The organism is Streptomyces sp. F63 (genome assembly GCF_018070345.1).
Taxonomy (GTDB): domain Bacteria; phylum Actinomycetota; class Actinomycetes; order Streptomycetales; family Streptomycetaceae; genus Streptomyces.
Genome location: NZ_JAGPXX010000007.1, coordinates 42,362 through 61,281, shown reverse-complemented (window position 1 = coordinate 61,281; position 18,920 = coordinate 42,362). Strand labels below are relative to the sequence as shown.

At 73.2% G+C, this 18,920-nt stretch carries 20 protein-coding genes; 4 read left to right on the top strand and 16 right to left on the bottom strand.

The annotated features are described in order from the left end of the window. Window positions 1-35: 35 nt before the first annotated feature. The 7 genes from KBZ10_RS10090 to KBZ10_RS10060 all read right to left on the bottom strand — a co-directional run bounded on the left by KBZ10_RS10090 (window position 36) and on the right by KBZ10_RS10060 (window position 7,797). Window positions 36-1,001, bottom strand: a complete 966-nt coding sequence (locus KBZ10_RS10090; RefSeq protein ID WP_210987196.1) for an arabinan endo-1,5-alpha-L-arabinosidase — start codon at window positions 999-1,001, stop codon at window positions 36-38. A 160-nt stretch (window positions 1,002-1,161) separates the two neighbouring features. Next, window positions 1,162-2,061: a carbohydrate ABC transporter permease gene (locus KBZ10_RS10085; protein WP_210987372.1), complete on the bottom strand. Its 900-nt coding sequence runs from the start codon at window positions 2,059-2,061 to the stop codon at window positions 1,162-1,164. Window positions 2,062-2,072: 11 nt separating this feature from the next. Further along, window positions 2,073-3,035 carry a carbohydrate ABC transporter permease gene (locus KBZ10_RS10080; protein WP_210987195.1) on the bottom strand — a complete coding sequence of 321 codons (963 nt, stop codon included), beginning with the start codon at window positions 3,033-3,035 and terminating at the stop codon, window positions 2,073-2,075. Continuing rightward, window positions 3,032-4,378 carry an extracellular solute-binding protein gene (locus tag KBZ10_RS10075; protein ID WP_210987194.1) on the bottom strand — a complete coding sequence of 449 codons (1,347 nt, stop codon included), beginning with the start codon at window positions 4,376-4,378 and terminating at the stop codon, window positions 3,032-3,034. Before KBZ10_RS10075 ends, KBZ10_RS10080 begins: the two co-directional genes overlap by 4 nt. Window positions 4,379-5,096: 718 nt before the next feature. Then, window positions 5,097-5,945 (bottom strand): EI24 domain-containing protein, encoded by an 849-nt coding sequence (locus KBZ10_RS10070; RefSeq protein ID WP_210987193.1) that lies wholly within the window; start codon window positions 5,943-5,945, stop codon window positions 5,097-5,099. Window positions 5,946-6,029: 84 nt separating this feature from the next. Continuing rightward, window positions 6,030-6,458, bottom strand: coding sequence for an organic hydroperoxide resistance protein (locus KBZ10_RS10065; RefSeq protein ID WP_210987192.1), 429 nt, complete (start codon window positions 6,456-6,458; stop codon window positions 6,030-6,032). Between the two features lie 175 nt (window positions 6,459-6,633). Then, window positions 6,634-7,797, bottom strand: coding sequence for an NADP-dependent oxidoreductase (locus tag KBZ10_RS10060; protein ID WP_247702122.1), 1,164 nt, complete (start codon window positions 7,795-7,797; stop codon window positions 6,634-6,636). Window positions 7,798-7,906: 109 nt separating this feature from the next. Between KBZ10_RS10060 and KBZ10_RS10050 the strand changes: the two genes are divergently transcribed. Further along, window positions 7,907-8,350, top strand: coding sequence for a MarR family winged helix-turn-helix transcriptional regulator (locus tag KBZ10_RS10050; protein ID WP_247702121.1), 444 nt, complete (start codon window positions 7,907-7,909; stop codon window positions 8,348-8,350). 43 nt (window positions 8,351-8,393) lie between these two features. On the opposite strand, the gene KBZ10_RS10045 is transcribed toward KBZ10_RS10050, so the two are convergent. Further along, window positions 8,394-8,585 (bottom strand): hypothetical protein, encoded by a 192-nt coding sequence (locus KBZ10_RS10045; protein WP_210987399.1) that lies wholly within the window; start codon window positions 8,583-8,585, stop codon window positions 8,394-8,396. A 264-nt stretch (window positions 8,586-8,849) separates the two neighbouring features. Here KBZ10_RS10045 and KBZ10_RS10040 point away from each other — a divergent pair, with 264 nt between their 5' ends. Together KBZ10_RS10040 and KBZ10_RS10035 are read left to right on the top strand one after the other, a co-directional pair. Then, the gene (locus KBZ10_RS10040) at window positions 8,850-9,257 is read left to right on the top strand and encodes a YciI family protein (RefSeq protein WP_210987188.1); all 408 of its coding nucleotides are present in this window, start codon (window positions 8,850-8,852) and stop codon (window positions 9,255-9,257) included. Between the two features lie 8 nt (window positions 9,258-9,265). Then, window positions 9,266-10,519 (top strand): RNA polymerase sigma factor, encoded by a 1,254-nt coding sequence (locus KBZ10_RS10035; RefSeq protein WP_210987371.1) that lies wholly within the window; start codon window positions 9,266-9,268, stop codon window positions 10,517-10,519. Between the two features lie 132 nt (window positions 10,520-10,651). On the opposite strand, the gene KBZ10_RS10030 is transcribed toward KBZ10_RS10035, so the two are convergent. From KBZ10_RS10030 to KBZ10_RS10015, 4 genes are all read right to left on the bottom strand, one after another. Then, window positions 10,652-11,020, bottom strand: coding sequence for a helix-turn-helix domain-containing protein (locus KBZ10_RS10030; protein WP_210987187.1), 369 nt, complete (start codon window positions 11,018-11,020; stop codon window positions 10,652-10,654). Beyond that, on the bottom strand, window positions 11,017-11,391 hold the full coding sequence (locus KBZ10_RS10025; protein ID WP_210987186.1) for a type II toxin-antitoxin system RelE/ParE family toxin: 375 nt from the start codon (window positions 11,389-11,391) through the stop codon (window positions 11,017-11,019). The genes KBZ10_RS10030 and KBZ10_RS10025 overlap by 4 nt, the downstream gene beginning before the upstream one ends. A 125-nt stretch (window positions 11,392-11,516) precedes the next feature. Continuing rightward, entirely contained in the window at window positions 11,517-12,392 is an 876-nt protein-coding gene (locus tag KBZ10_RS10020) for an SMP-30/gluconolactonase/LRE family protein (RefSeq protein ID WP_210987185.1), read from the bottom strand. After that, window positions 12,389-13,162, bottom strand: a complete 774-nt coding sequence (locus KBZ10_RS10015; protein ID WP_210987184.1) for an IclR family transcriptional regulator — start codon at window positions 13,160-13,162, stop codon at window positions 12,389-12,391. Before KBZ10_RS10015 ends, KBZ10_RS10020 begins: the two co-directional genes overlap by 4 nt. 386 nt (window positions 13,163-13,548) lie before the next feature. Between KBZ10_RS10015 and KBZ10_RS10010 the strand changes: the two genes are divergently transcribed. Continuing rightward, window positions 13,549-14,097, top strand: a complete 549-nt coding sequence (locus tag KBZ10_RS10010; protein WP_210987370.1) for a hypothetical protein — start codon at window positions 13,549-13,551, stop codon at window positions 14,095-14,097. A gap of 470 nt (window positions 14,098-14,567) precedes the next feature. Here the strand turns inward: KBZ10_RS10010 and KBZ10_RS10005 are convergent, their stop codons facing one another. The 4 genes from KBZ10_RS10005 to KBZ10_RS09990 all read right to left on the bottom strand — a co-directional run bounded on the left by KBZ10_RS10005 (window position 14,568) and on the right by KBZ10_RS09990 (window position 18,892). After that, on the bottom strand, window positions 14,568-15,827 hold the full coding sequence (locus KBZ10_RS10005; RefSeq protein ID WP_210987183.1) for an ABC transporter substrate-binding protein: 1,260 nt from the start codon (window positions 15,825-15,827) through the stop codon (window positions 14,568-14,570). Next, window positions 15,824-16,906, bottom strand: coding sequence for a branched-chain amino acid ABC transporter permease (locus KBZ10_RS10000; RefSeq protein ID WP_307847338.1), 1,083 nt, complete (start codon window positions 16,904-16,906; stop codon window positions 15,824-15,826). Before KBZ10_RS10000 ends, KBZ10_RS10005 begins: the two co-directional genes overlap by 4 nt. 223 nt (window positions 16,907-17,129) lie before the next feature. Further along, complete coding sequence (locus tag KBZ10_RS09995; protein WP_210987182.1) at window positions 17,130-18,020, bottom strand: branched-chain amino acid ABC transporter permease; 891 nt, start codon at window positions 18,018-18,020, stop codon at window positions 17,130-17,132. Beyond that, the gene (locus tag KBZ10_RS09990) at window positions 18,017-18,892 is read right to left on the bottom strand and encodes an ABC transporter ATP-binding protein (RefSeq protein WP_307847322.1); all 876 of its coding nucleotides are present in this window, start codon (window positions 18,890-18,892) and stop codon (window positions 18,017-18,019) included. The genes KBZ10_RS09995 and KBZ10_RS09990 overlap by 4 nt, the downstream gene beginning before the upstream one ends. Between the last annotated feature and the right edge of the window lie 28 nt (window positions 18,893-18,920).

The window sequence follows — 18,920 nt, the reverse complement described above, 5'->3', positions numbered from 1 at the left end:
GGATACCGGATGCGGCTGCCGGGCCCGGTCCGGGGTCAGTACGCGGTGGGCCAGCCGCCGCTCCAGCCCAGCAGGTTGATGCCGAGCTTCGGTGTGCCGTTGTCGTCGCGGTCGTAGTAGTGGTAGACGAGCACATGCCCGTCGCTGTCCTTCAGGACGGACTGCCCGCCGGGCCCGATGTACCGCCCGTGGGTCTCCAGTACCGGGGTGCCGCCGCCGTCCATCATCCGTACGCCGTTGCGATCGGTGTACGGGCCGGTCGGGCTGCTCGCCCGGCCCGCCTTGATCTTGTACGTGGAGTCGGTGCCGGCGCAGCACCGGTCGTACGAGGCGAAGAGGTAGTAGTACCCGTCCCGTTCGACGATCTGCGGGGCCTCCACGGCGTGCGGGGCGTCGGGCCGGGTGGCGAGGCTGTGGACGGTGCGGTCGCCGTGCCGGTTGCCGGTGGCGGGGTCGAGGCGGATCATCTTGATCCCGGTCCAGTAGGAGCCGAAGCTCAGCCACCAGGTGCCGTCGTCGTCCACGAAGAGGTTCGGGTCGATGGCGTTGTGGTTGTCGCTCGTGCTCGTGCGGTACACGATGCCGCGGTCGCTCCAGCTGCCGGGCAGGCCGGTGGAGCTCTTGGCCAGCCCGATGGCGGAGTGGTTGGAGCCGAAGGAGGAGACGGCGTAGTACATCCAGTAGGCGCCGTTGTGGTACGAGATGTCGGGCGCCCAGGGGTCCCGCTCCGGGGAGTACTCCGACCACCAGGACGGCAGGCTCGTGAAGGCCGATCCGGCGCGGGTGAAGTGGGTGCGGTCGGTGGAGGTGCGGGCCTCCAGGCCGCCGTGGGTGGAGTAGAGGACGTAGCGCCCGTCGGCGGTCCTGATCATCGTCGGGTCGTGGACGACGACATCGCCGGTGACCAGCCCCGGGTTGGGGTAGGCGGTGGCGCCGGACGGCAGCAGGGCGAGCAGCAGGGCCGCGGGCAGGGCGGTGAGCAGAGCGCGTCGGCGACGCATGGGGGGGTGTCCTTCCGTTGCGGGGTGCGGGGATACGGGAGGGCGGGTCGTACGCGGTCTGCGTCGTGCCCGGATGCGTCGCGCGTACGGGATGCGTGGCGTTGCGCGTGGGCCGGTCCGGACCGGGGAGCCGCGGCGGGCGCCCCGGTCCGGACCCGGGTCACTGGCCGGCGAGGCCCGTGTGGGCGACGCCGCGGACGATCTGGCGCTGGAAGATCGCGAAGACGACGAGCAGCGGCAGCCCGGCGATGACGAGGGAGGCCATCACCTGGGCGTAGCGCACGCCGTAGGTGGACTGGACGTTGACGAGGCCGACGGGCAGCGTCATCCCGGCCGGGTCGGTGGTCACCAGGAACGGCCAGAGGAAGTTGTTCCAGGTGGAGATGAAGGTGAAGATCGCGACGGCGGCGAGGACGGGCCGGGAGAGCGGCAGCACGATCTGCCAGAACACCCGCCAGCGCCCGGCGCCGTCGCAGAAGGCGGCCTCCTCCAGCTCGCGCGGCACGCCCTGGAAGAACTTCACCAGGATGAACACCATGGCGGGCACGGCGACCTGCGGCAGGATGACACCCCAGTAGGTGTCGACGAGCCGCAGCCGCACCATCTCGGCGAAGAGCGGGGCGATGAGCACCTGCGGCGGCACCATGATCCCGGCGAGCACGATCCCGTAGAGGACGCGGCGGCCGCGGAACTCGGTGCGCGCGAAGCCGTAGGCGGCCATCGCACAGGTGGTGACCGTCAGCAGCGTCGTCATCACCGCGATGTAGGCGGAGTTGACCATCCAGCGGGCCAGGTCTCCGGACGCCCACACCTCGCCGTAGGCCTCGAAGGTGATGGTGGAGCCCACCCACTCCAGTGTGGTCTTCGTCGTCTCGCTCGCCGGTTTGAGGGAGGTGGCCACGGCCCAGGCGAGCGGCAGCAGCCAGGCGACCGCCAGCAGCAGGGCCAGGGCGAGCAGGGCGATCCGGCCACGCGTCCAGCGGGGCGCGCGGCCCCCGCCGGTCCCGGGCGCGGCGGCGGCGCCCGGGACCCGGGCAGCGGCCGCGGTGGTGCCGTCCACGGCGGTTGCGCTCACCGGTCACTCTCCTCACTGGCGCGCCGGGACAGTCGCAGCTGCACCAGCGAGACGACGACGATCAGGGCGAAGAAGACGTAGGAGACGGCGGAGGCGTAGCCGATCCGGTAGCCGGTGAAGCCGGCCTGGTAGACGTACTGGAGGATCGGCCGGGTGGACTCGTCGGGGCCGCCGCCGGTCATGATGTAGACCTGGTCGAAGATCTTGAGCGAGGCCAGCAGCTGGAGCACCAGCACGACGAAGGTGGTGCGGCGCAGGCTCGGCAGGGTGATGTGCCACAGCCGGTGCCAGGGCCCGGCGCCGTCGATCTCGGCGGCCTCGTAGAGGTGCTGCGGGACGGCCTGGAGTCCGGCGAGGTAGAGCAGGAAGTTGAAGCCGACGGTCCACCACACGGTGGTGAGGACGATGGAGAGCATCGCGTAGCGGGTGTCGCTGAGCCAGCCGATGTCCGGGTCGAGCCCGGCGGCGCCCAGCAGCAGATCGGCCAGGCCGAAGTCGGACGGGTAGATCATCCACAGCCAGAGCAGGCAGACGACGCCCGAGGGCAGCAGGAACGGCGCGAACCAGGAGAGCCGCCACAGCCACTGCACCACCCGCAGATGGTGGGCCAGCAGCGCGAGGACCAGCCCCAGGACGACCAGCGGAACGGTGCTGAGGGCGGTGAACCAGAGGGTGTTCCAGAGGGAGGACCAGACGTTCGGGTCGGTCAGCGCCTCGGCGTAGTTGTCCAGCCCGACGAACTCCGACCCCGTGCCGGCGATGTTGTCGTTGCCGAGGCTCATCTTGACGCCGTAGAGCAGCGGCCACACCAGGAAGAGGGCGTAGACGAGGAGGAACGGGGCGGTGAAGAGCAGCCCGTGCTCGGTCCACCGGTGGCGGACGGGGCGTAAGGATTCCGTGGTTCCGGCGCGGGCCCCGGCGGCGGGCGCGGCGGGCGGTACGGCGGAGGTGGTGGTCATGCCGCGCCTCCGAAGGGGTTCGGGGTGTCGAGGAGTTTCCGCAGCCGTCTCTTCGCCTCGGCGAGGCCGTTGCGCGGGCTGCGGGAGCCGGTGAGCACACCGGAGAAGACGGCGCCGAGCTCGATCTGCATCGAGGAGGCGGAGCCGGCGAACCAGGCGGGCGGGTCGAGCGCCACGTCGTCCAGGACCGAGCGGTACTCGGACTGCGGGTGGAGGTCCAGGTACTCGGGCTTCTCCAGGGTGGGCAGATAGGCGGGGACGTGGCCGCCCTTGGCCCACTCCACGGTGTGTTTCAGCAGCCAGGCGACGAAGGCGTGGGCGGCCTCGTTGCTCGCGCCCCCGCGGCCGGCCTGGTGCGGGAGGACGAAGGTGTGGCAGTCGGCGAAGGTGGAGGCCCGGCCGAAGAGGTCCGGGATCCGCGTCATGGAGAAGGGGATCTTCGTGGTGAGGAAGGTGCTGACCTCCCACTCCCCGTTGATGAGAAAGGCGGTCCGCCGGGTGTTGAAGGCGCCGACGCCGCCCTGGTAGTCGACCCGGTGGATGGCCAGCCCCTCGTCGACGAGGGAGCGCATCCATTCCAGGACTCGCAGGGCCTTGGCGTCGTCGAGGGTGATGCGGGTGCCGGTGTCGTCGAGGACGGTGCCGCCGGTCTGGGAGTAGAAGGCGGCGAAGAGCCGCCAGGGGCCGACGGTGTCGGCACCCATGGTCTCCATGGCAAGGGCGGGACGGCCGGTGGTCTTCTTGACGGTACGCAGGGCCTCGGTGAACTCCCGTGCCCCGCTGGTCGGCCGGAGCCTGCCGTCGTCCCCCAGCAGTCCGGCCTTCTCACAGATCTCGGTGTTGTAGAAGAGCACCAGGGGGTGGGTGTCGAGCGGGACGGCGTACTGCTCGCCGTCCACGGTCCCGCGGTGCCAGATGTGTTCGGGGAAGTCTCCGGGGCGGACGCCGTGTTGGGCGAGGAGGTCCAGGTCGAAGGGGTCGAGGAGGCGGCCGGGGGCGAAACCGGGGAGGCGGGTGAGGTGGAGGGCGGCCACCTCGGGGGCGCGTCCGCCGGCCCCGGCCATGCCGAGTTTGGTGTAGTACGGCGCGCCCCACTGGAGGGTGGCGGCCTCCAGGCCGATACGGGGGTGCTCGGCGCGGAAGGCGTCCAGCAGCGTCTGCATGTTGACGCCGTCACCACCGCCGAAGAGATGCCAGAAGCGGAGGCGGGTGCGGTCGGCTCCGGCCGCGGAGGGGGCCGCGCAGCCGGAGGTGGTGGTTCCCAGGGTGCCGGCGGCGGCGAGGGCGCCGAGGCCGGTGAGCACGCATCTGCGGCTCGGTGAAGTCCGTGAACTCTGCTGCATGGCGGCGGGTATCCCTACGTCTTCGGGATGCTCATGGCGTGCGAGGGGGCTGACGCCACTCGGCCTGTTCGAAATACCGAATAACGCCCGTAACTTCGAACGGCAAGATAGATTCGAAAGAATGCCCCGTCAACGCTTCGCGCAGAGATACGGCGAGAGCATCGATGCGCCAACTCGCTTGGGACGCATGGGAGATGGGGCACCATGAGGATGCGATGACGGTGCGACCCGCGTGATGCGCGCACGTCGGCGGCCGTTTCGCGCCACTGCCGGCAGCGCTCCGCGCCGTCCCACCCCGCCCCGGAGAGGAAGGCGGCCGCCGGCGGAACGGCCCCGGTGTCTCAGGCCGCGCGGCCTCCGCCGAACTCGCCGCTTTCCCCGTGTTGGTGACGGTGGAAGGGCCGCGGTGCCCGACTGCCCGCCGTGGCGCCGCCGAGCGTCGCGCCACGGCCCGCGAACGGGGAGGGGGAGAACATGGGCGGGTTCATCCGGCTCCTGGCGGGCCCGGCCGGAGTCGCGGCGTGGTGCACGGGTCGTGCTGCTCCGGCGCGATCGCGGCCGCCACACGCAGAACGTCCGCGGACTGCTGATCGAGCGGCAGGCCCCGCTGCGAAGCCGGGGCATGCGCGGTGACGGCCGGCCGTCACCGCCCACGTGGGCGGGCCCGGCAGACGGTTCGGCTCCCAGGGGCCTCGGGTACCGAGCCCCCGCCCCGGGCTCAGCCGGCCGGCGGCACGGGCGGCACCGGCGGCCACGGCGCGGTCGCGGGCCGGGCGGAGGCATCCGCCGCGCCCGGCCCCTCGCCGCCCGCGCCCGGCGGCTCCGCCACCGGCGGTACCAGCTCGCGGGCGAGGAGGGTCGCCCCCGCCACCGCGCCCGGCATCAGGAAGACGGCGACGAACGGGACGAGGAAGGCCAGCGCCAGCGGCACACCGAAGCCGAGGGTGAGCATCATCCGCCCGCGCAGCAGCCGGAACCGCTCCTTGAGCGGTACACCGCGGCGCACGAGCGCCACCCCGGCCAGCTCGACGGCGAGGAAGAACCCCGAGACGCAGACGCCGACGACGGGGACGACGCTCTGCCCGACGACGGGCACGAAGCCCAGCACGAACAGGGCCGCCCCGAAGAGGGCGGCCCAGAGGAGCACCCGCAGGCTGTCCCACGCCGAGATCAGCAGCTCGCGCCAGAGCGGCAGTTCCGGCCCGGCCGGGGCGCCGCCCTCGGACTCGTCCACCCGCTCGGCCAGGGCCTCGTAGAACGGCTGGCCGACCAGGAGGGTCACCGCGGCGAAGCTCACCACGGCGAAGAACAGCCCGCCGACGAAGAGCAGCACGGTGAGGGTGGTGCGGAGGAGGCCCTGCCAGGGCGAGTCCCAGCCGTCGGCGAACGGGGTGGCCCAGGCGGTGATGTCGTCGGCCCAGAAGCCGAGGACGACCAGCGCCACCGCGTACAGCCCCAGGGTGATGAGCGGGGGCAGCAGCAGCCCCGTCCTCATCCGGCTGCCGCGCCGGCTCACCCAGCGCTGCCCTTTGACCAGATAGCCGAAACCCGCCCCGAGATCACGCATGGAGGGAAGCCTATCCGGGTCTCGCGCCGGCCCCGGCCCCGCCCGTGCAGCCGGGGGCGGGGCCGGGCCGGAGCCGGACGGCGGTCAGACGACGACGCTCAGGCCGACCTTGATGTTGCCGCGGGTGGCGTTGGAGTACGGGCAGACCTCGTGTGCGGCCTCGGTCAGCTCGCGGACCGTCACCTCGTCCGCGCCCGGAACGGAGACGGCCAGCTCGACCTCCAGGCCGAAGCCGGCCCCGGCCTTCCCGATGCCGACCTTCGCCGTCACGCGCGATCCGGTGATGTCGACCTTGCGCTGCCGGGCCACCACGCCCAGGGCGCTCTGGAAGCAGGCGCTGTAGCCGGCGGCGAAGAGCTGCTCGGGGTTGGTGCCGGCGCCGCTGCCGCCCAGTTCCTTGGGCGGGTTGACGACCACGTCGAGCTTGCCGTCGTCGGTGGCGACCCGGCCGTCGCGGCCGCCCTCGGCGGTGGCTATCGCGGTGTACAGAACGTCGACGGACTGAACGGACATGCGAATCCTCCTGTGGTGCGCACACGGTGTGCGCTCTTGGATCGGTGCTGCCGCGCGCCGGTGCCCGCTGCCGCGGCCGGCGGTGTTCAGCCGGCCGGGACTGTTCGCCCGGCGGTACGCGGGGATGGTGCGCGGGGGCAGAGGGAAGGGCGGGGGGAAGGGCGGGGGAAGGGCATCAGCCGCCGAGGCTGACGATCATCTTTCCGGTGTTCTCGCCGCGCAGCATGCCCAGGAAGGCGTCCACGGCGTGGTCGATGCCGCGCACGACGGTCTCGCGATAGGCGAGATCGCCCGACCGGATCCAGCCGCCCACCTCCTGGACGAACCGCGGCTGCAGCGCCTGGTGGTCGCTGACGAGCATCCCCTGGACGCGCAGCCGCTTGCCGATGACCAGGGCGAGATTGCGCGGGGCGGGCGAGGGCTCGGTGGCGTTGTACTGCGAGATCATTCCGCAGACGGTGACGCGGCCGTGGACGTTGAGGGAGCCGATCGCCGCCTCCAGGTGATCACCGCCGACGTTGTCGAAGTAGACGTCGATGCCGTCCGGCGCCGCCTCCCTGAGCTGCTCCGCCACCGGGCCCTTCTTGTAGTTGAACGCGGCGTGAAAACCGTGCTCCTCGGTGAGGGCCCGCACCTTCTCATCGGAGCCGGCGCTGCCGATGACGCGTGAGGCGCCCTTGAGCCGGGCGATCTGGCCGACCAGGCTGCCGACGGCGCCCGCCGCGCCGGAGACGAAGACCGCGTCGCCCTCCCGGAACGAGGCGACCTCCAGCAGCCCGGCGTAGGCGGTGAGACCGGGCATGCCGAGCACCCCGAGATAGGCGGAGAGCGGGGCGACGGCCGGGTCCACCGCGGTGGCGTGCTCGGCCTTCACGACGGCGTACTCGCGCCAGCCCAGCCCGTGCAGGACGTGGTCGCCCACGGCGAAGCCGTCCGCCCGCGAGGCGATGACCTCGCCGACGGCGCCGCCGTCCATGGGCGCGTCCAGCCGGAAGGGCGGCACGTACGACTTGACGTCGTTCATCCGGCCGCGCATGTACGGGTCGACCGACAGATGCAGATTGCGGACCAGGATCTCGCCCGGGGCGGGCTCCGCGACGGGGATCTCGCGCAGGGCGAAGTCCTCCGGGACCGGTGTGCCCGTCGGCCGGGCGACGAGATGCCACGCACGGCCGGTTCGCGGCAGCCCGGACGGCACGGGCCGTTCGGACTGCGCGGACTGCGCGGACTGCGCGGACTGCGCGGACTGCGCGGACTGCGCGGACTGCGCGGGCGACGCGGACTGCGCGGGCTGCGCGGGCGACGCGGACTGCGCGGGCTGCTCGGGCTGTTCCGGCATGGGGGGCGTTCCTCCTCGGGCCGCGCTGCACGCGGCAAATACTTCACTACCTGAAACAACCATGCGGGCAGATATTTCAGATTGTCAAGTAAATCGTTACCCTGGATGCATGGACCCAGCCCCAGCCCGACGCAGTAGGGACCCCCTGACCCTTGAGGTCGTGGAGCTCATCGCCGCCGTCGTCGCCCGCTACCACGAGGAGTACGAGGACGCGGCGGCCGAGCACCACCTCACGGGCGCGCAGGCACGGCTGCTGGGCCTGCTCTCCCTGGAACCGCTGCCGATGCGCAGGATCGCGCAGCGGCTGAAGTGCGAGCCGTCCAACGTCACCGGCATCGTCGACCGCCTGGAGGCCCGCGGCCTCGTCGAGCGCCGCCCCGACCCGGACGACCGCCGCGTCAAGCTGGCCGCCACCACCGCCGAGGGCCGCGCCACCGCCCGCCGCCTCCGCGACTCCCTCGACTTCGCCCGCGAGCCCCTGGCCGGCCTCACGTCCGAGCAGCGCACCCTCCTCCGCGACCTCCTGCGGCGCATGCTGGGCCTGGAGCCCTGACGGCGCCCTGCCCCGGCAGGGTCAGGTCACCGTCAGCTTGCCGTCAAGGCAGCAGAGTGAGAGCCGGAGCGTGCCGGGGGCGGACGACGCCGAAGTGGGGACGCGGTGGGAGTGCTTCGGCAGCCTGGGCCAGTTCCTCGTCCTGGGTGACGAGCAGACGCAGGCGACGTACCTGGTGCGGCGTGAGCCGGTCCACCAGGTGGTGCATGTCCTCATAATCGAATGCTGCGGTCACCCGGCCCGTCCAGGCGCGGCAGCGCCTGGACGGGCCGCTGTCTCCAAGAGCTTCACCTCGCCCCCGCTCCCGCCGGCCGGGTCCACGGCGTGGCGCGGGTGCGGGACGGAGCCGGCCCTCCAGGATCGGCAGCGGCCGGCTCATCCGAACTCGTCCGCACGGCCCGGGAAAAAGCCGGCCGAGGATGTCGAGAACCCGGAGCCGGCTCCGTTCCCGTAGTGAACGCGGCCGGAAGGGGCCGCGCCGGCACCGAGGAGAGACATCATGGCCAAGTACCTGCTGCTGAAGCACTACCGAGGCGCCCCGGCCCCGGTCAACGACGTGCCCATGGACCAGTGGACCCAGGAGGAGATCTCGGCCCACATGCGCTACATGCGGGACTTCGCGGACCGGCTGGAGAAGACCGGCGAGTTCGTCGACGGCCAGGCGCTCGCCCCCGAGGGGGCGTGGGTGCGGTACGACGGCGAGGGCCGCCCGCCCGTCACCGACGGCCCGTTCGCCGAGACCAAGGACCTCATCGCCGGCTGGATGGTGATCGACGTCGACAGCTACGACCGCGCCGTGGAACTGGCCGGGGAGCTGTCGGCCGCCCCCGGCAAGAGCGGCAAGCCGATCCACGAGTGGCTGGAGCTGCGCCCGTTCCTGACCGCCCCGCCGACCATCACGGAGTGACCTCCGAAGTGGACGAGAACCTCCTCCGGAGTCTCATACCCGGCGTGATCACGATCCTCGTCCGCCGCGGCGCCGGCTTCGCGGCGGCCGAGGACGCCGTGCAGGACGCACTGGTCGAGGCGCTCCGCACCCGGCCGCACGGCCCCTCCCCCAGCCCGTCGAGCGGGGGCGGGGCCGTGCGGGACCTCAAGGGCTGGCTGGTCACCGTGGCCTGGCGCCGGTTCCTGGACGCGACCCGGGCGGAGGCCGCCCGCCGCCGGCGCGAGGACCTCCTCGACCAGGAGCCGGTGCCCGGCCCCGCGCCCGCGGCGGACGACACGCTCCAGCTCTATTTCCTGTGCGCCCACCCCTCGCTGACGCCGTCCTCCGCCGTCGCGCTCACCCTGCGCGCCGTCGGCGGGCTCACCACCCGGCAGATCGCCCGGGCCTACCTGGTGCCCGAGGCGACCATGGCCCAGCGCATCAGCCGGGCCAAGCGCACCGTCTCCGGCGTGCGGTTCGACCGGCCCGGGGATGTCGCCACCGTGCTGCGCGTCCTCTACCTCGTCTTCAACGAGGGCTACTCCGGCGATGTCGACCTCGCAGCCGAGGCCATCCGCCTCACCCGGCAGCTCGCGGCCCGGGTCGACCACCCCGAGGTGGCCGGGCTGCTCGCCCTCATGCTCCTCCACCACGCCCGGCGCCCCGCCCGGACGGCGCCCGACGGCAGCCTGGTGCCGCTCGCCGAGCAGGACCGCGGCCGGTGGGACACCGCGTCCATCGCCGAGGGCATCGGCATCCTTCAGGCGGCCCTCGCCCGCGACCGGCTGGGCGAATACCAGGCCCAGGCCGCCATCGCCGCGCTCCACGCCGACGCGCCCACGGCCGGGGAGACCGACTGGGTGCAGATCGTCGAGTGGTACGACGAACTGGTGCGGCTGACCGACAGCCCGGTCGTCCGGCTCAACCGCGCGGTGGCCGTCGGCGAGGCCGACGGCCCGCGCGCCGGCCTGGCGGCCCTCGCGGCGCTGGATGCCTCCGCTTCGGGGTCGCCGGGCACCCCGGGCTCCCCGAACTCTTCGGATGCGCCGAACACTTCGGGCCCGCCGGGCAGGGGACGCCCCATCCCCCGCTACACCGCGGTGGCGGCGTACCTCCACGAGCGCGACGGCGACCTGGCGACGGCGGCACGGCTGTACGCCGAGGCGGCCCGCGAGGCCCCCAACCTCGCCGAACGCGACCACCTCACCCGCCAGGCGGCCCGTCTCAACGCACGGGGGTGAGGCGGGCGGGTCGCGCCCCGCCCGGCGGCAGGCATGAGCCAGCGGTGCCCAGGCCGGTCGGAGCCGGAAACCCTTGGGCCGGCACAGGGCCGAGAGCACGTCCTCGACGGCGGGACCGCCGCGCCGGTCCCGTCAGGCGACCGAGGGCCGGTCCCCCGGAGAATCTTCCGGCGTCCGGCCGTCATCGTGCGGGGTGAAGCGGAAAGCCGAGGCGTCGCGGTCCAGGTCGATGGTGAGCGACGCGTCCAGCGCCTTGGCCAGGCGGGTCAGCAGCGGCAGGGTCGGTACGGAATCGCCGCCCTCGATGCCGGAGATCTGCGGCTGGGTCATCCCGGCACGCCGGGCCAGTTCGGCCTGGGACAAGCCGAGTTCGCTCCGCCGGTCGTAGACCGCCTGTCCCAGCGCGAACGCGTGGCCGGCTTCGACGTAGGCGGGGGATTCCTCGACGGTTTCCCCCAGCAGCTTCCTGGTCCGGCGGGTCTTCCACTGGGAGTGGTTCACTGTCCTGCCTCCGTGTTGCGGTCGTAGATGTGCTCGGCCGGGCCGTGGTCCGCCTCGCACTCCTTCTGCGCCTGCCGAGCACGCGAGACCTCACCCGTCTCACGTTGCCTGGTCTTGCGGAAGACCGTCAGCAACACGATGCGCCGCCCTGGGGCGAGCCAGTACGTGATGCGTACCGCATTGCCTTCCATGACCAGGCGCAGTTCGCGCAAGCCTCCGCCAAGGTGACGCGCATAGGGCTCACCGAGCGTAGTCGGCGTCTCCGCGAGCAGGTCGACCAAGCGCTCGACTTTGTCGTATTGGACGTCGGTCAGGAGTTCCAGCCACTGCCGGACTTCCGGTTCGATCTCGATCTGCCAGGCTTTCCCCACAACGGCAACGATACAGAAATCTATATGGGCACGGTGGGTCCCCACCTCCGACTGCCATCGTCCATGCCGACCGGCCAGGGCTGTGGACACGGACCGCCGCCCGCCCCTCCCGGCGGAGCCCCGGCTCAGCCGGCGAACGGCGGTTGTGGGAGGCCCCGGCCCGCGTCCGGGAGGACGAGGAGGGAGCCCGCCAGGGGGTGGGGGCGGTGGCCGACGCGGGCCGTGGTGATGTACAGGTCCGTGAGGTCCGGGCCGCCGAAGACGCAGGCCGTGGGGCGGCGGACGGGCAGGGGGAGGGTGCGGTCCAGGCGGCCGTCCGGGGTGTAGCGGCGGATCGCGCCGCCGTCCCACAGGGCCACCCACACGCAGCCGTCGGCGTCGACGCACAGCCCGTCCGGGTAACCGGCGCCCTCCTCGATCTCCGCGAGGGTACGGCGGTCCCGGACGTCCTCGCCGACGACGTCGAAGACGTCCACGCGGCGGGTCGGGGAGTCGGCGTAGTACATCAGCCGTCCGTCCGGGCTCCAGCCGGTGCCGTTGCTGACGGTGGGGTCCGGCAGCACCTCGGTCGCCGTACCGTCGGGCGCGATGCGGGTGAGGCTGCCGCCGCCGGGCGTCTCGTCATACGTCATGGTGCCCGCCCAGAGCGAGCCGTCCGGCGCGACGGCCGCGTCGTTGCCGCGGCGGTCCGGCACCGGGTCGTGGTGCAGCCAGGAGAAGGCGCCCCGCGGGGAGAGCAGCGCCACGCCGTCGCGGAGGTTGAGCACCAGGCCGCCGCCCGCGCGCGGCTTGGCGGCACCGACGTGCTGCTCGGTCGCGAGGACCGTGCGGCGGCCGGTGGCCGGGTCGTAGCCGTGGACGCGGGAGGAGAGGATGTCGATCCAGATCAGCCGGCGCGTGGCCGGGTCCCAGGTGGGTCCCTCGCCGAGTTCGGCGGTCGCGCGGACGGCCACCTCGGGGCGGGGCCGCCGGGGTGTGCGGCCGGGCGTCGCGGTGCTCACGAGCGGCCCCGGTAGCCGAGGCGGCCCGACAGTTCGGCCGCGCCCTTGGCGGCCAGCTCCGCCAGCTCCGCGTGGCGCTCCTCGCTCCAGCGGATCATCGGCACGGAGATGGAGAGCGCCGCGACGACCGTCCCCGCCGAGTCCCGCACCGGCGCGGCCACGCAGCTCACGTCCGGGTTGGACTCCCGGTGCTCGACGGCGATCCCGTCCTCCCGGACGGCGGCGAGCTGGTGGCGCAGCGCGGCGGGCGAGGTGATGCTGTTGTGCGTCATCGCGGTCAGCGTCCGGCCGTCGGGGAAGAGCTGCTCCAGTTCGGCCGGGGGGAGCGAGGCGAGCAGCATCTTGCCGACGGAGGTGCAGTGGGCGGGGAGCCGGCGGCCGGCGGCGGAGACCATGCGGACGGCGTGGGTGCTGTCCACCTTCGCGATGTAGATGACGTCGGTGCCCTCCAGGATGGCGACGTGCACCGTCTCGTCGCAGGTCTCGGCCACACCCCGGGCCACCTGCAGGCCCTCGGCGGCGAGGTCGAGCTGCTCGGCGTAGCGGCTGCCGAGCTGGTACGGGCGGACGCCGAGCCGGTAGCGGCCGGGCTGGTCGGGGACGGCCACGAGGTAGTTGCGGGCGGCGAGGGTGGTGACCAGCTCGTGCACGGTGGTGCGCGGAAGCTGCAGCTTGCGCGTGATCTCGGGGGCGGAGAGCGTACCGTCTCCTTCGAGGAAGAGCTCCAGGATGTCCAGGGCTCGGGTCACGGCGGGTACGAGGCGTCCCATGGCCGCTCACTCACCTACTTCCGGCAGTCGCGTCCGACGGCGTTTCCACCGGCGTCGGCGTTCGAAACTCCGGCCGTTGACCGGTATGACGAACGCCAGCCTAGCCGCGGGCGGTTCGGGCGGCAATAAGCCTGGTCGTCATCGTCCCGGCGCTTCCCGCCGGGCGGAAGGCGCCCGGCCGCGGCCGGGCGGGCCGGCCGCCGGTGCGGCCGCCGCTGCCCGGGCGGAGAGCCCGCTGTCCCGGGCGGCCGCTCTCCGCCCGGTGGCGCCGGCGCTGCGGGACGATGGGCGCCATGAGCCCTTCCGAACCGCCCGCCGGTGACGCCGGTGACACCGCGCCCGTCCACCGCGGCGACGCCCCTCCCCCGCCACCGGCCGGCCCGCGCATGTTCCAGCTCGTGCTGCTCCGGCGGATGGCCGACCACCAGCCCGGCCTCGTCGAGGACGCGCTGCGGGAGCTGGGCGAGACCCGGGCGGTGATGCGGGAGGCCAACCGCCGCTGGCAGGCCATGGTGCGCTCGCCCCGGGCACGCGGCGCCCTGGCCCGCTACCGGTCGGTGCTCGGCCCGCCGGAGTCCCGCGCCCCGCGCCGGATCGGCGACCTGCGGTGCGAGGCCCTGCGCTGGCCGGTGCCGCTCTGGCCGGATCTGCGGTTCGAGGTGCTGGCGGCGCCCGGCGGGCAGGTGTGGAACGAGTGGCTGGTCCGCGCCCCGGGCGCCCCCGGCCCCGTCCTCCGTACGCTCGGCGATCTGCGCCCCTGGAGCTGCACGGTCGACGAGGTGGCCCGCGCCTTCGCCCCGGCGACCCCCATGGAGGGCTCGGCCCCGACCCGCTGGCGGCTGGCGTTCACGGCGCCCGACGCGGCGACGGGTCAACAGCGCCGGGTGATCGCGGAGTTCACCTGGGGCCTGCTCCAGCGCCTGCCGGAGCACTGAGCGGAACCGGAGGCCGGGACAGGAGGCCGCGGCGGCCGCCCCGGAGCCCCGCCCTTCCGTGCGATGTGCCTCCGCCGCGGAACCCGGCGGACAGTCGGCGGTCGGCACCCGGAGACTCCGCTTCCTCCTCGTCGGCGTGCTCCCCGGCGCCGTCCCGGCGCTGCAGGCGGGCGGTCACGACGCTGCCGCCCGCCGGGCCGGACGGTTCCGCGGGCGGCTGAGAGCTCCGGCGGGAACGGCACACGGAGGCAGCAACGGCACACGGAGGCAGGAACAGCGCACGGAGGCGGCGGTCCGCGCGGCTCCCCGGAGGTGAGGGGGCGCGCGGCCCGCCGTCCGGGGTCAGTGCTTCGCGGGTGATCCGTTTCCTTGTCCTCCCCGCCTCCCCGCCTCCGGGCCTCCGGGCTCGTGTCCCGGCCCCGGCCCCGGTGACGGCCGGGGGGCCGGGACGCGCAGCGCGGGGGCGGGAGTCAGGAGCGGTTCTTGAAGTACTCCCGCGCCTCCGGCAGTTCGTGCACGTCCTCGACGAGCACGGAGCCGCCGACCTTCTTCGGGTCGGGCTTGGAGATGTAGGAGGCGTAGGTCGCGGGCTGTGAGGCGTCGCTGAAGTCCTGCGTCACACCGAAGCTCTTGTGCTCGCTCTGCGCCCGGTGGGCCTTGACGAGACCCGCGCGGGTGAGGTCCTTGGCCTCGCAGGCCGCGCGCAGGTCCGCGTCGAGCGCCGTGACCGCGCTGTAGCCGGAGAGGGTGCCGGAGTCGACCAGCTCCTTGGGGTACTTCTTCTGGTAGTCGGCGACCATCTTCTCCAGGTCCGGCAGGTCGTGGCTGACCGGCGGAGTGGCGCTGACGATGTGCAGCATCTTCTCCAGGGCCGGGCCCGCCGGGGTCTTCAGCAGCTGCGGGGCGTAGCCGGGGGCGCTGGTGACGACGGGGACGGTGAAGCCCTTGGCGGCGGAGACGCCGACGAGCGAGGCGGTCTGGGCGGGTCCGGCGCTGATGAGGATCGCCTTGACCTTGGCCGCGCGCAGGGCGGAGACCTGGGCCGACAGATCGGTGTCGGTCGGCTTGATCTTCTGCTCGACGACGGTCAGGCCCCGCTTCTTCGCGGCGGCCTTGGCGCCCTCCAGGGCGCTCTGCCCGTAGTCGCCCTCGAAGTAGACATGGCCGATCTTGTCGCCCTTCTTCACCCCGCCCTCGCGGGTGAGGAAGTCCACGGCGTTGATCATGTCGATGTCGTAGGTGGTGCCCAGGACCTGGATGGCGTCCTCACCGAGCAGGGAGGCGGCCCAGGCCATCGGGTAGGTGAGGATCTCGTCCTTCGCCACGGTGTCCTTGAGCGCGGCGACCACCGGGGAGCCGATCACCTGCGGCAGGGCGAGGACGTCGGGCGAGACCTCGGTGTAGGCGGCGCGGGCCTTCTGCACGTCGTAGCCGTGGTCCTTGACCACGATCTCGATCGTGCGGTCGCAGATGCCGCCCTTGTCGTTGACGTCCTCGGCCCACATCTTCTGGGCCTGGACGATGCTCTTGCCGAGGGTGGCGTACGGGCCGCTGAGGTCGGTCAGCGCGGCCAGCTTGATGGTCTTGTCGGTGACACCGGGGCCGGTCTTGATCCCGTCCGCGCCGGCCTTGCCGTCGCCGGACTCCTGGGCCTTGGTGCTGCAGCCGGTCCCGGCGAGGGCGAGGGCGACGACCGCCGCCGCGACGGCGGCTCTCTTGCTGTGCTTCATGAGGTGGGCTCCTGGGGTGCGTTGGTGGTACGGGGACGGACGCCGGCACGGAAGCGGCGGAGCTTGCCGCTGTGCAGCAGGCCGCTCAGCCCGCCGGGGGCGCGGAGGAGGATGAGGACGATGGCCGCGCCGTAGAGGTAGCGGGCGGCGTCTGCGGGGCCGACGGCGTTTCCGGGGGCCCCGGGTGGCTCGATCAGCGGTAGCTGGTCGGCGTAGCGGGCGATGACCAGCGGCAGGGCGCTGACGAAGAGGGCGCCGGCGGCGGCGCCTCCGACCGAGCCGAGGCCACCGATCACGATCATGGCGAGATAGTCGATGGAGAGCGCCAGGCTGAAGTAGTCGGGCACCACGGTCTGGGAGATCAGGGCGATCAGCGCGCCGGCGAGACCGGCGTACATGGAGGAGACGACGAAGGCACCGGAGCGGTAGCGGGCCACCGGCACGCCCAGCACGGCGGCGGCCACCTCGCTGTCGCGTACGGCGGTGAGCGCCCGGCCGGAGCGGCCGCGCAGCAGGTTGTGCGCGGTCCACCAGGCGAGGGCGAGCAGCGCCAGGGCGAGGTACCAGAGGCGCTCGGCGGCACCGAAGGGGACGCCCAGCACGGCGAGGTACGGATCGCTGCCCGTGAAGGAGAAGCCGAGGATCTCCATGGGCGGTACGGAGCGTCCGTTGAAGCCGCCGGTGACCGGTTCGGCGTTGAGCATCACATGGTGGCCGAGGAAGACCAGGGCGAGGGTGGCCACGCCCAGGTACATGCCGCGCAGCCGCCCGGCGATGGGGCTGAACAGGCCGCCCGCGAGGCCGGTCAGGGCGACGGCGAGGACGAGCGCGAGCAGCGGCGGCAGTCCGGGGCCGGGGTCGCCGCCGAGCCAGGCGTAGCCGTAGGCGCCGACGGCGAGGAAGAAGGCGTGGCCCAGGGAGAGCTGTCCCGTGCTGCCGGTCAGCAGGTTGAGGCCGATGGCGCCGATGGCGGCGGCCATGGCGAACAGGCCGATCTGGAGCCAGGCGGCGTCGAGGTAGAAGGGGAGGGCGCAGAGGAGGAGGGCCGCGGCGAGGGGGAGGAGGCGGGCGGGCGTGATCCCCCGCCGGGCGGCCGGGGCGGGAGCGGCGGCCGGGCCGGTGGCCCCCTCTCCGCCGTCGCCGGGGCCGCCGGGGGCGGGCCCGGTCGCGGGCTCCGTCGCGGTCACGGGTCCGGTGGCGGCTGCCGGCTCCGTGGCGGTGCCCGTGCCGGTCCCCGCCGGGGCGGGCTCGGCGCGCTCACCGGCGGTGGCGGCGGTCGCGTCGTGCTTGTCGGTGGTGCGGTCAGACACGGACGGTCTCCTTCGTACCGAGCAGCCCGGTCGGGCGGAACATGAGGACCAGCACCATCACGGCGTACGGCGCGACGTCGCTGAAGCCGGAGCCCAGGGCGGACAGTTCCGTCTGGTAGCCGGCGCAGAGGGCCTCGGTGACACCGATGAGCAGCGAGCCGAGCAGGGCACCCGTCGGTGAGGTCATGCCGCCCAGCACGGCGGCCGGGAAGGCTGCCAGGGCGATGTGCCCGGTGGTGCGCTCCAGACCGGCGGACGGGAAGGCGGTCAGGAAGACCGCGGCGATCGCGGCCAGCGCCCCGGCGAGGCACCAGGCGAGCATCCGGATGCGTTCCAGCCGGATGCCCATGAGGGCGGCGGCTTCCCGGTCCTCCGCGGCGGCGCGCAGCGACAGGCCCCAGGAGGTGAAGCGGAAGACGGCGAAGACGGCGCCGATGACGACGACGGCGGCGGCGATCGAGGCGAGCCGGCTCTGCGCGACGGTGACGCCGGCGAACTCGGCGGTGCCGTTGCCCCAGGGGTCGCCGAGGCTCAGCAGGTCGCCGCCGATGCGGCGGGCGAGGTCCGTCATCAGGACGATGTCCACGCCGATGGTGATGATCGTCAGGGTGTGGGCCGCGTGCGGGTCCGTGTTGCGCAGCAGCAGCCGTTCGATGGCGGCGGCCACGGCGGCCGTCGCGACGACGGCCACGGCGAGCGCGGCGGCGAAGCCGAGCTGTTCGTGCAGGACGGCGGTGAGGTAGCCGCCGAACAGCAGCAGCGATCCGTGGCCGAAGTTGAAGACGGCGGACGCCTTGAAGATGATGACGAAGCCCAGGGAGACCAGGGCGTACACCGCGCCGAGGGCGAGCCCGTTCAGCACGATTTCCGCGGCCGTGCTCATGCGGGATGCTCCTCTTCCTGTCGTTCCTGTCGTTCCTGTGAGTCCGTGCCGGAGCCGGGGTCCGGGTCCGGTGCGGCGTCCGGGTCCGGGTCCGGGTCGGGGACCTCTTCCTTTCCGGTGCCGAGGTAGGCCCGGAGGACGGCGGGGTCGTGGCGGACCTCGTCGGGGGACCCGCCGGCGATGCGGCGGCCGAAGTCGAGCACCGTCACGGCGTCCGCGAGGCGCATGACCAGGCCCATGTCGTGTTCGACGATGAGTACCGACAGGCCGAGTTCCTCCCGTACGTCCCGCACGGTCTCGGCGGTGCGCTGCCGCTCGGCGCCGTTCATCCCGGCCACCGGCTCGTCGAGGAGCAGCAGCCGCGGCTCCAGGCAGAGGGCGCGCGCCATCTCGACCCGCTTGCGGTCGCCGTACGAGAGCAGAGCCACCGGGGTGTCGAACAGCCGCCCGAGGCCGACGAGTTCGGCGATCTCCCGGGCGCGCTCCCGGTGGACCCGCTGCTCCCGCACGGCCGAGGGCAGCCGCAGGGCGGTCGCGGCGAAACCGGCCCGGGTGAGGACGTGCCGACCCAGCATGAGGTTGTCGGCGACGGTGCCCGCGGTCATCACGATGTTCTGGAACGTGCGGGCGATACCGAGGGCGGCGATCCTGTGCGGCCGGAGCCGGGTCAGCTCCTGCTCGCCGAAGCGGACACTGCCGCTCGCCGGGCGGCACACGCCGGAGAGGACGTTGAAGCAGGTGGACTTGCCGGCGCCGTTGGGCCCGATGAGGGCGTGGATGCTGCCGGGCTCGACGGTGAAGCCGACGCCGTCCAGGGCGGTCAGTCCGGCGAACCGCACCGTGACGTCCTCGACGCGCAGGGGTGGCGTCACGGCGCCTCCGGTGCCGCCGGCCGTGCCG

What these genes read in the sequence shown, in the direction of transcription:
- KBZ10_RS10065 (WP_210987192.1), bottom strand. Translation starts at nt 6,458, where the DNA reads ATGTCCGTTCAGTCCGTCGACGTTCTGTACACCGCGATAGCCACCGCC.
- KBZ10_RS10060 (WP_247702122.1), bottom strand. Translation starts at nt 7,797, where the DNA reads ATGCCGGAACAGCCCGAGCAGCCCGCGCAGTCCGCGTCGCCCGCGCAG.
- KBZ10_RS10080 (WP_210987195.1), bottom strand. Translation starts at nt 3,035, where the DNA reads ATGACCACCACCTCCGCCGTACCGCCCGCCGCGCCCGCCGCCGGGGCC.
- KBZ10_RS10090 (WP_210987196.1), bottom strand. Translation starts at nt 1,001, where the DNA reads ATGCGTCGCCGACGCGCTCTGCTCACCGCCCTGCCCGCGGCCCTGCTG.
- KBZ10_RS10070 (WP_210987193.1), bottom strand. Translation starts at nt 5,945, where the DNA reads ATGCGTGATCTCGGGGCGGGTTTCGGCTATCTGGTCAAAGGGCAGCGC.
- KBZ10_RS10005 (WP_210987183.1), bottom strand. Translation starts at nt 15,827, where the DNA reads ATGAAGCACAGCAAGAGAGCCGCCGTCGCGGCGGCGGTCGTCGCCCTC.
- KBZ10_RS09995 (WP_210987182.1), bottom strand. Translation starts at nt 18,020, where the DNA reads ATGAGCACGGCCGCGGAAATCGTGCTGAACGGGCTCGCCCTCGGCGCG.
- KBZ10_RS10010 (WP_210987370.1), top strand. Translation starts at nt 13,549, where the DNA reads ATGTTCCAGCTCGTGCTGCTCCGGCGGATGGCCGACCACCAGCCCGGC.
- KBZ10_RS10050 (WP_247702121.1), top strand. Translation starts at nt 7,907, where the DNA reads ATGGACCCAGCCCCAGCCCGACGCAGTAGGGACCCCCTGACCCTTGAG.
- KBZ10_RS10015 (WP_210987184.1), bottom strand. Translation starts at nt 13,162, where the DNA reads ATGGGACGCCTCGTACCCGCCGTGACCCGAGCCCTGGACATCCTGGAG.
- KBZ10_RS10040 (WP_210987188.1), top strand. Translation starts at nt 8,850, where the DNA reads ATGGCCAAGTACCTGCTGCTGAAGCACTACCGAGGCGCCCCGGCCCCG.
- KBZ10_RS10075 (WP_210987194.1), bottom strand. Translation starts at nt 4,378, where the DNA reads ATGCAGCAGAGTTCACGGACTTCACCGAGCCGCAGATGCGTGCTCACC.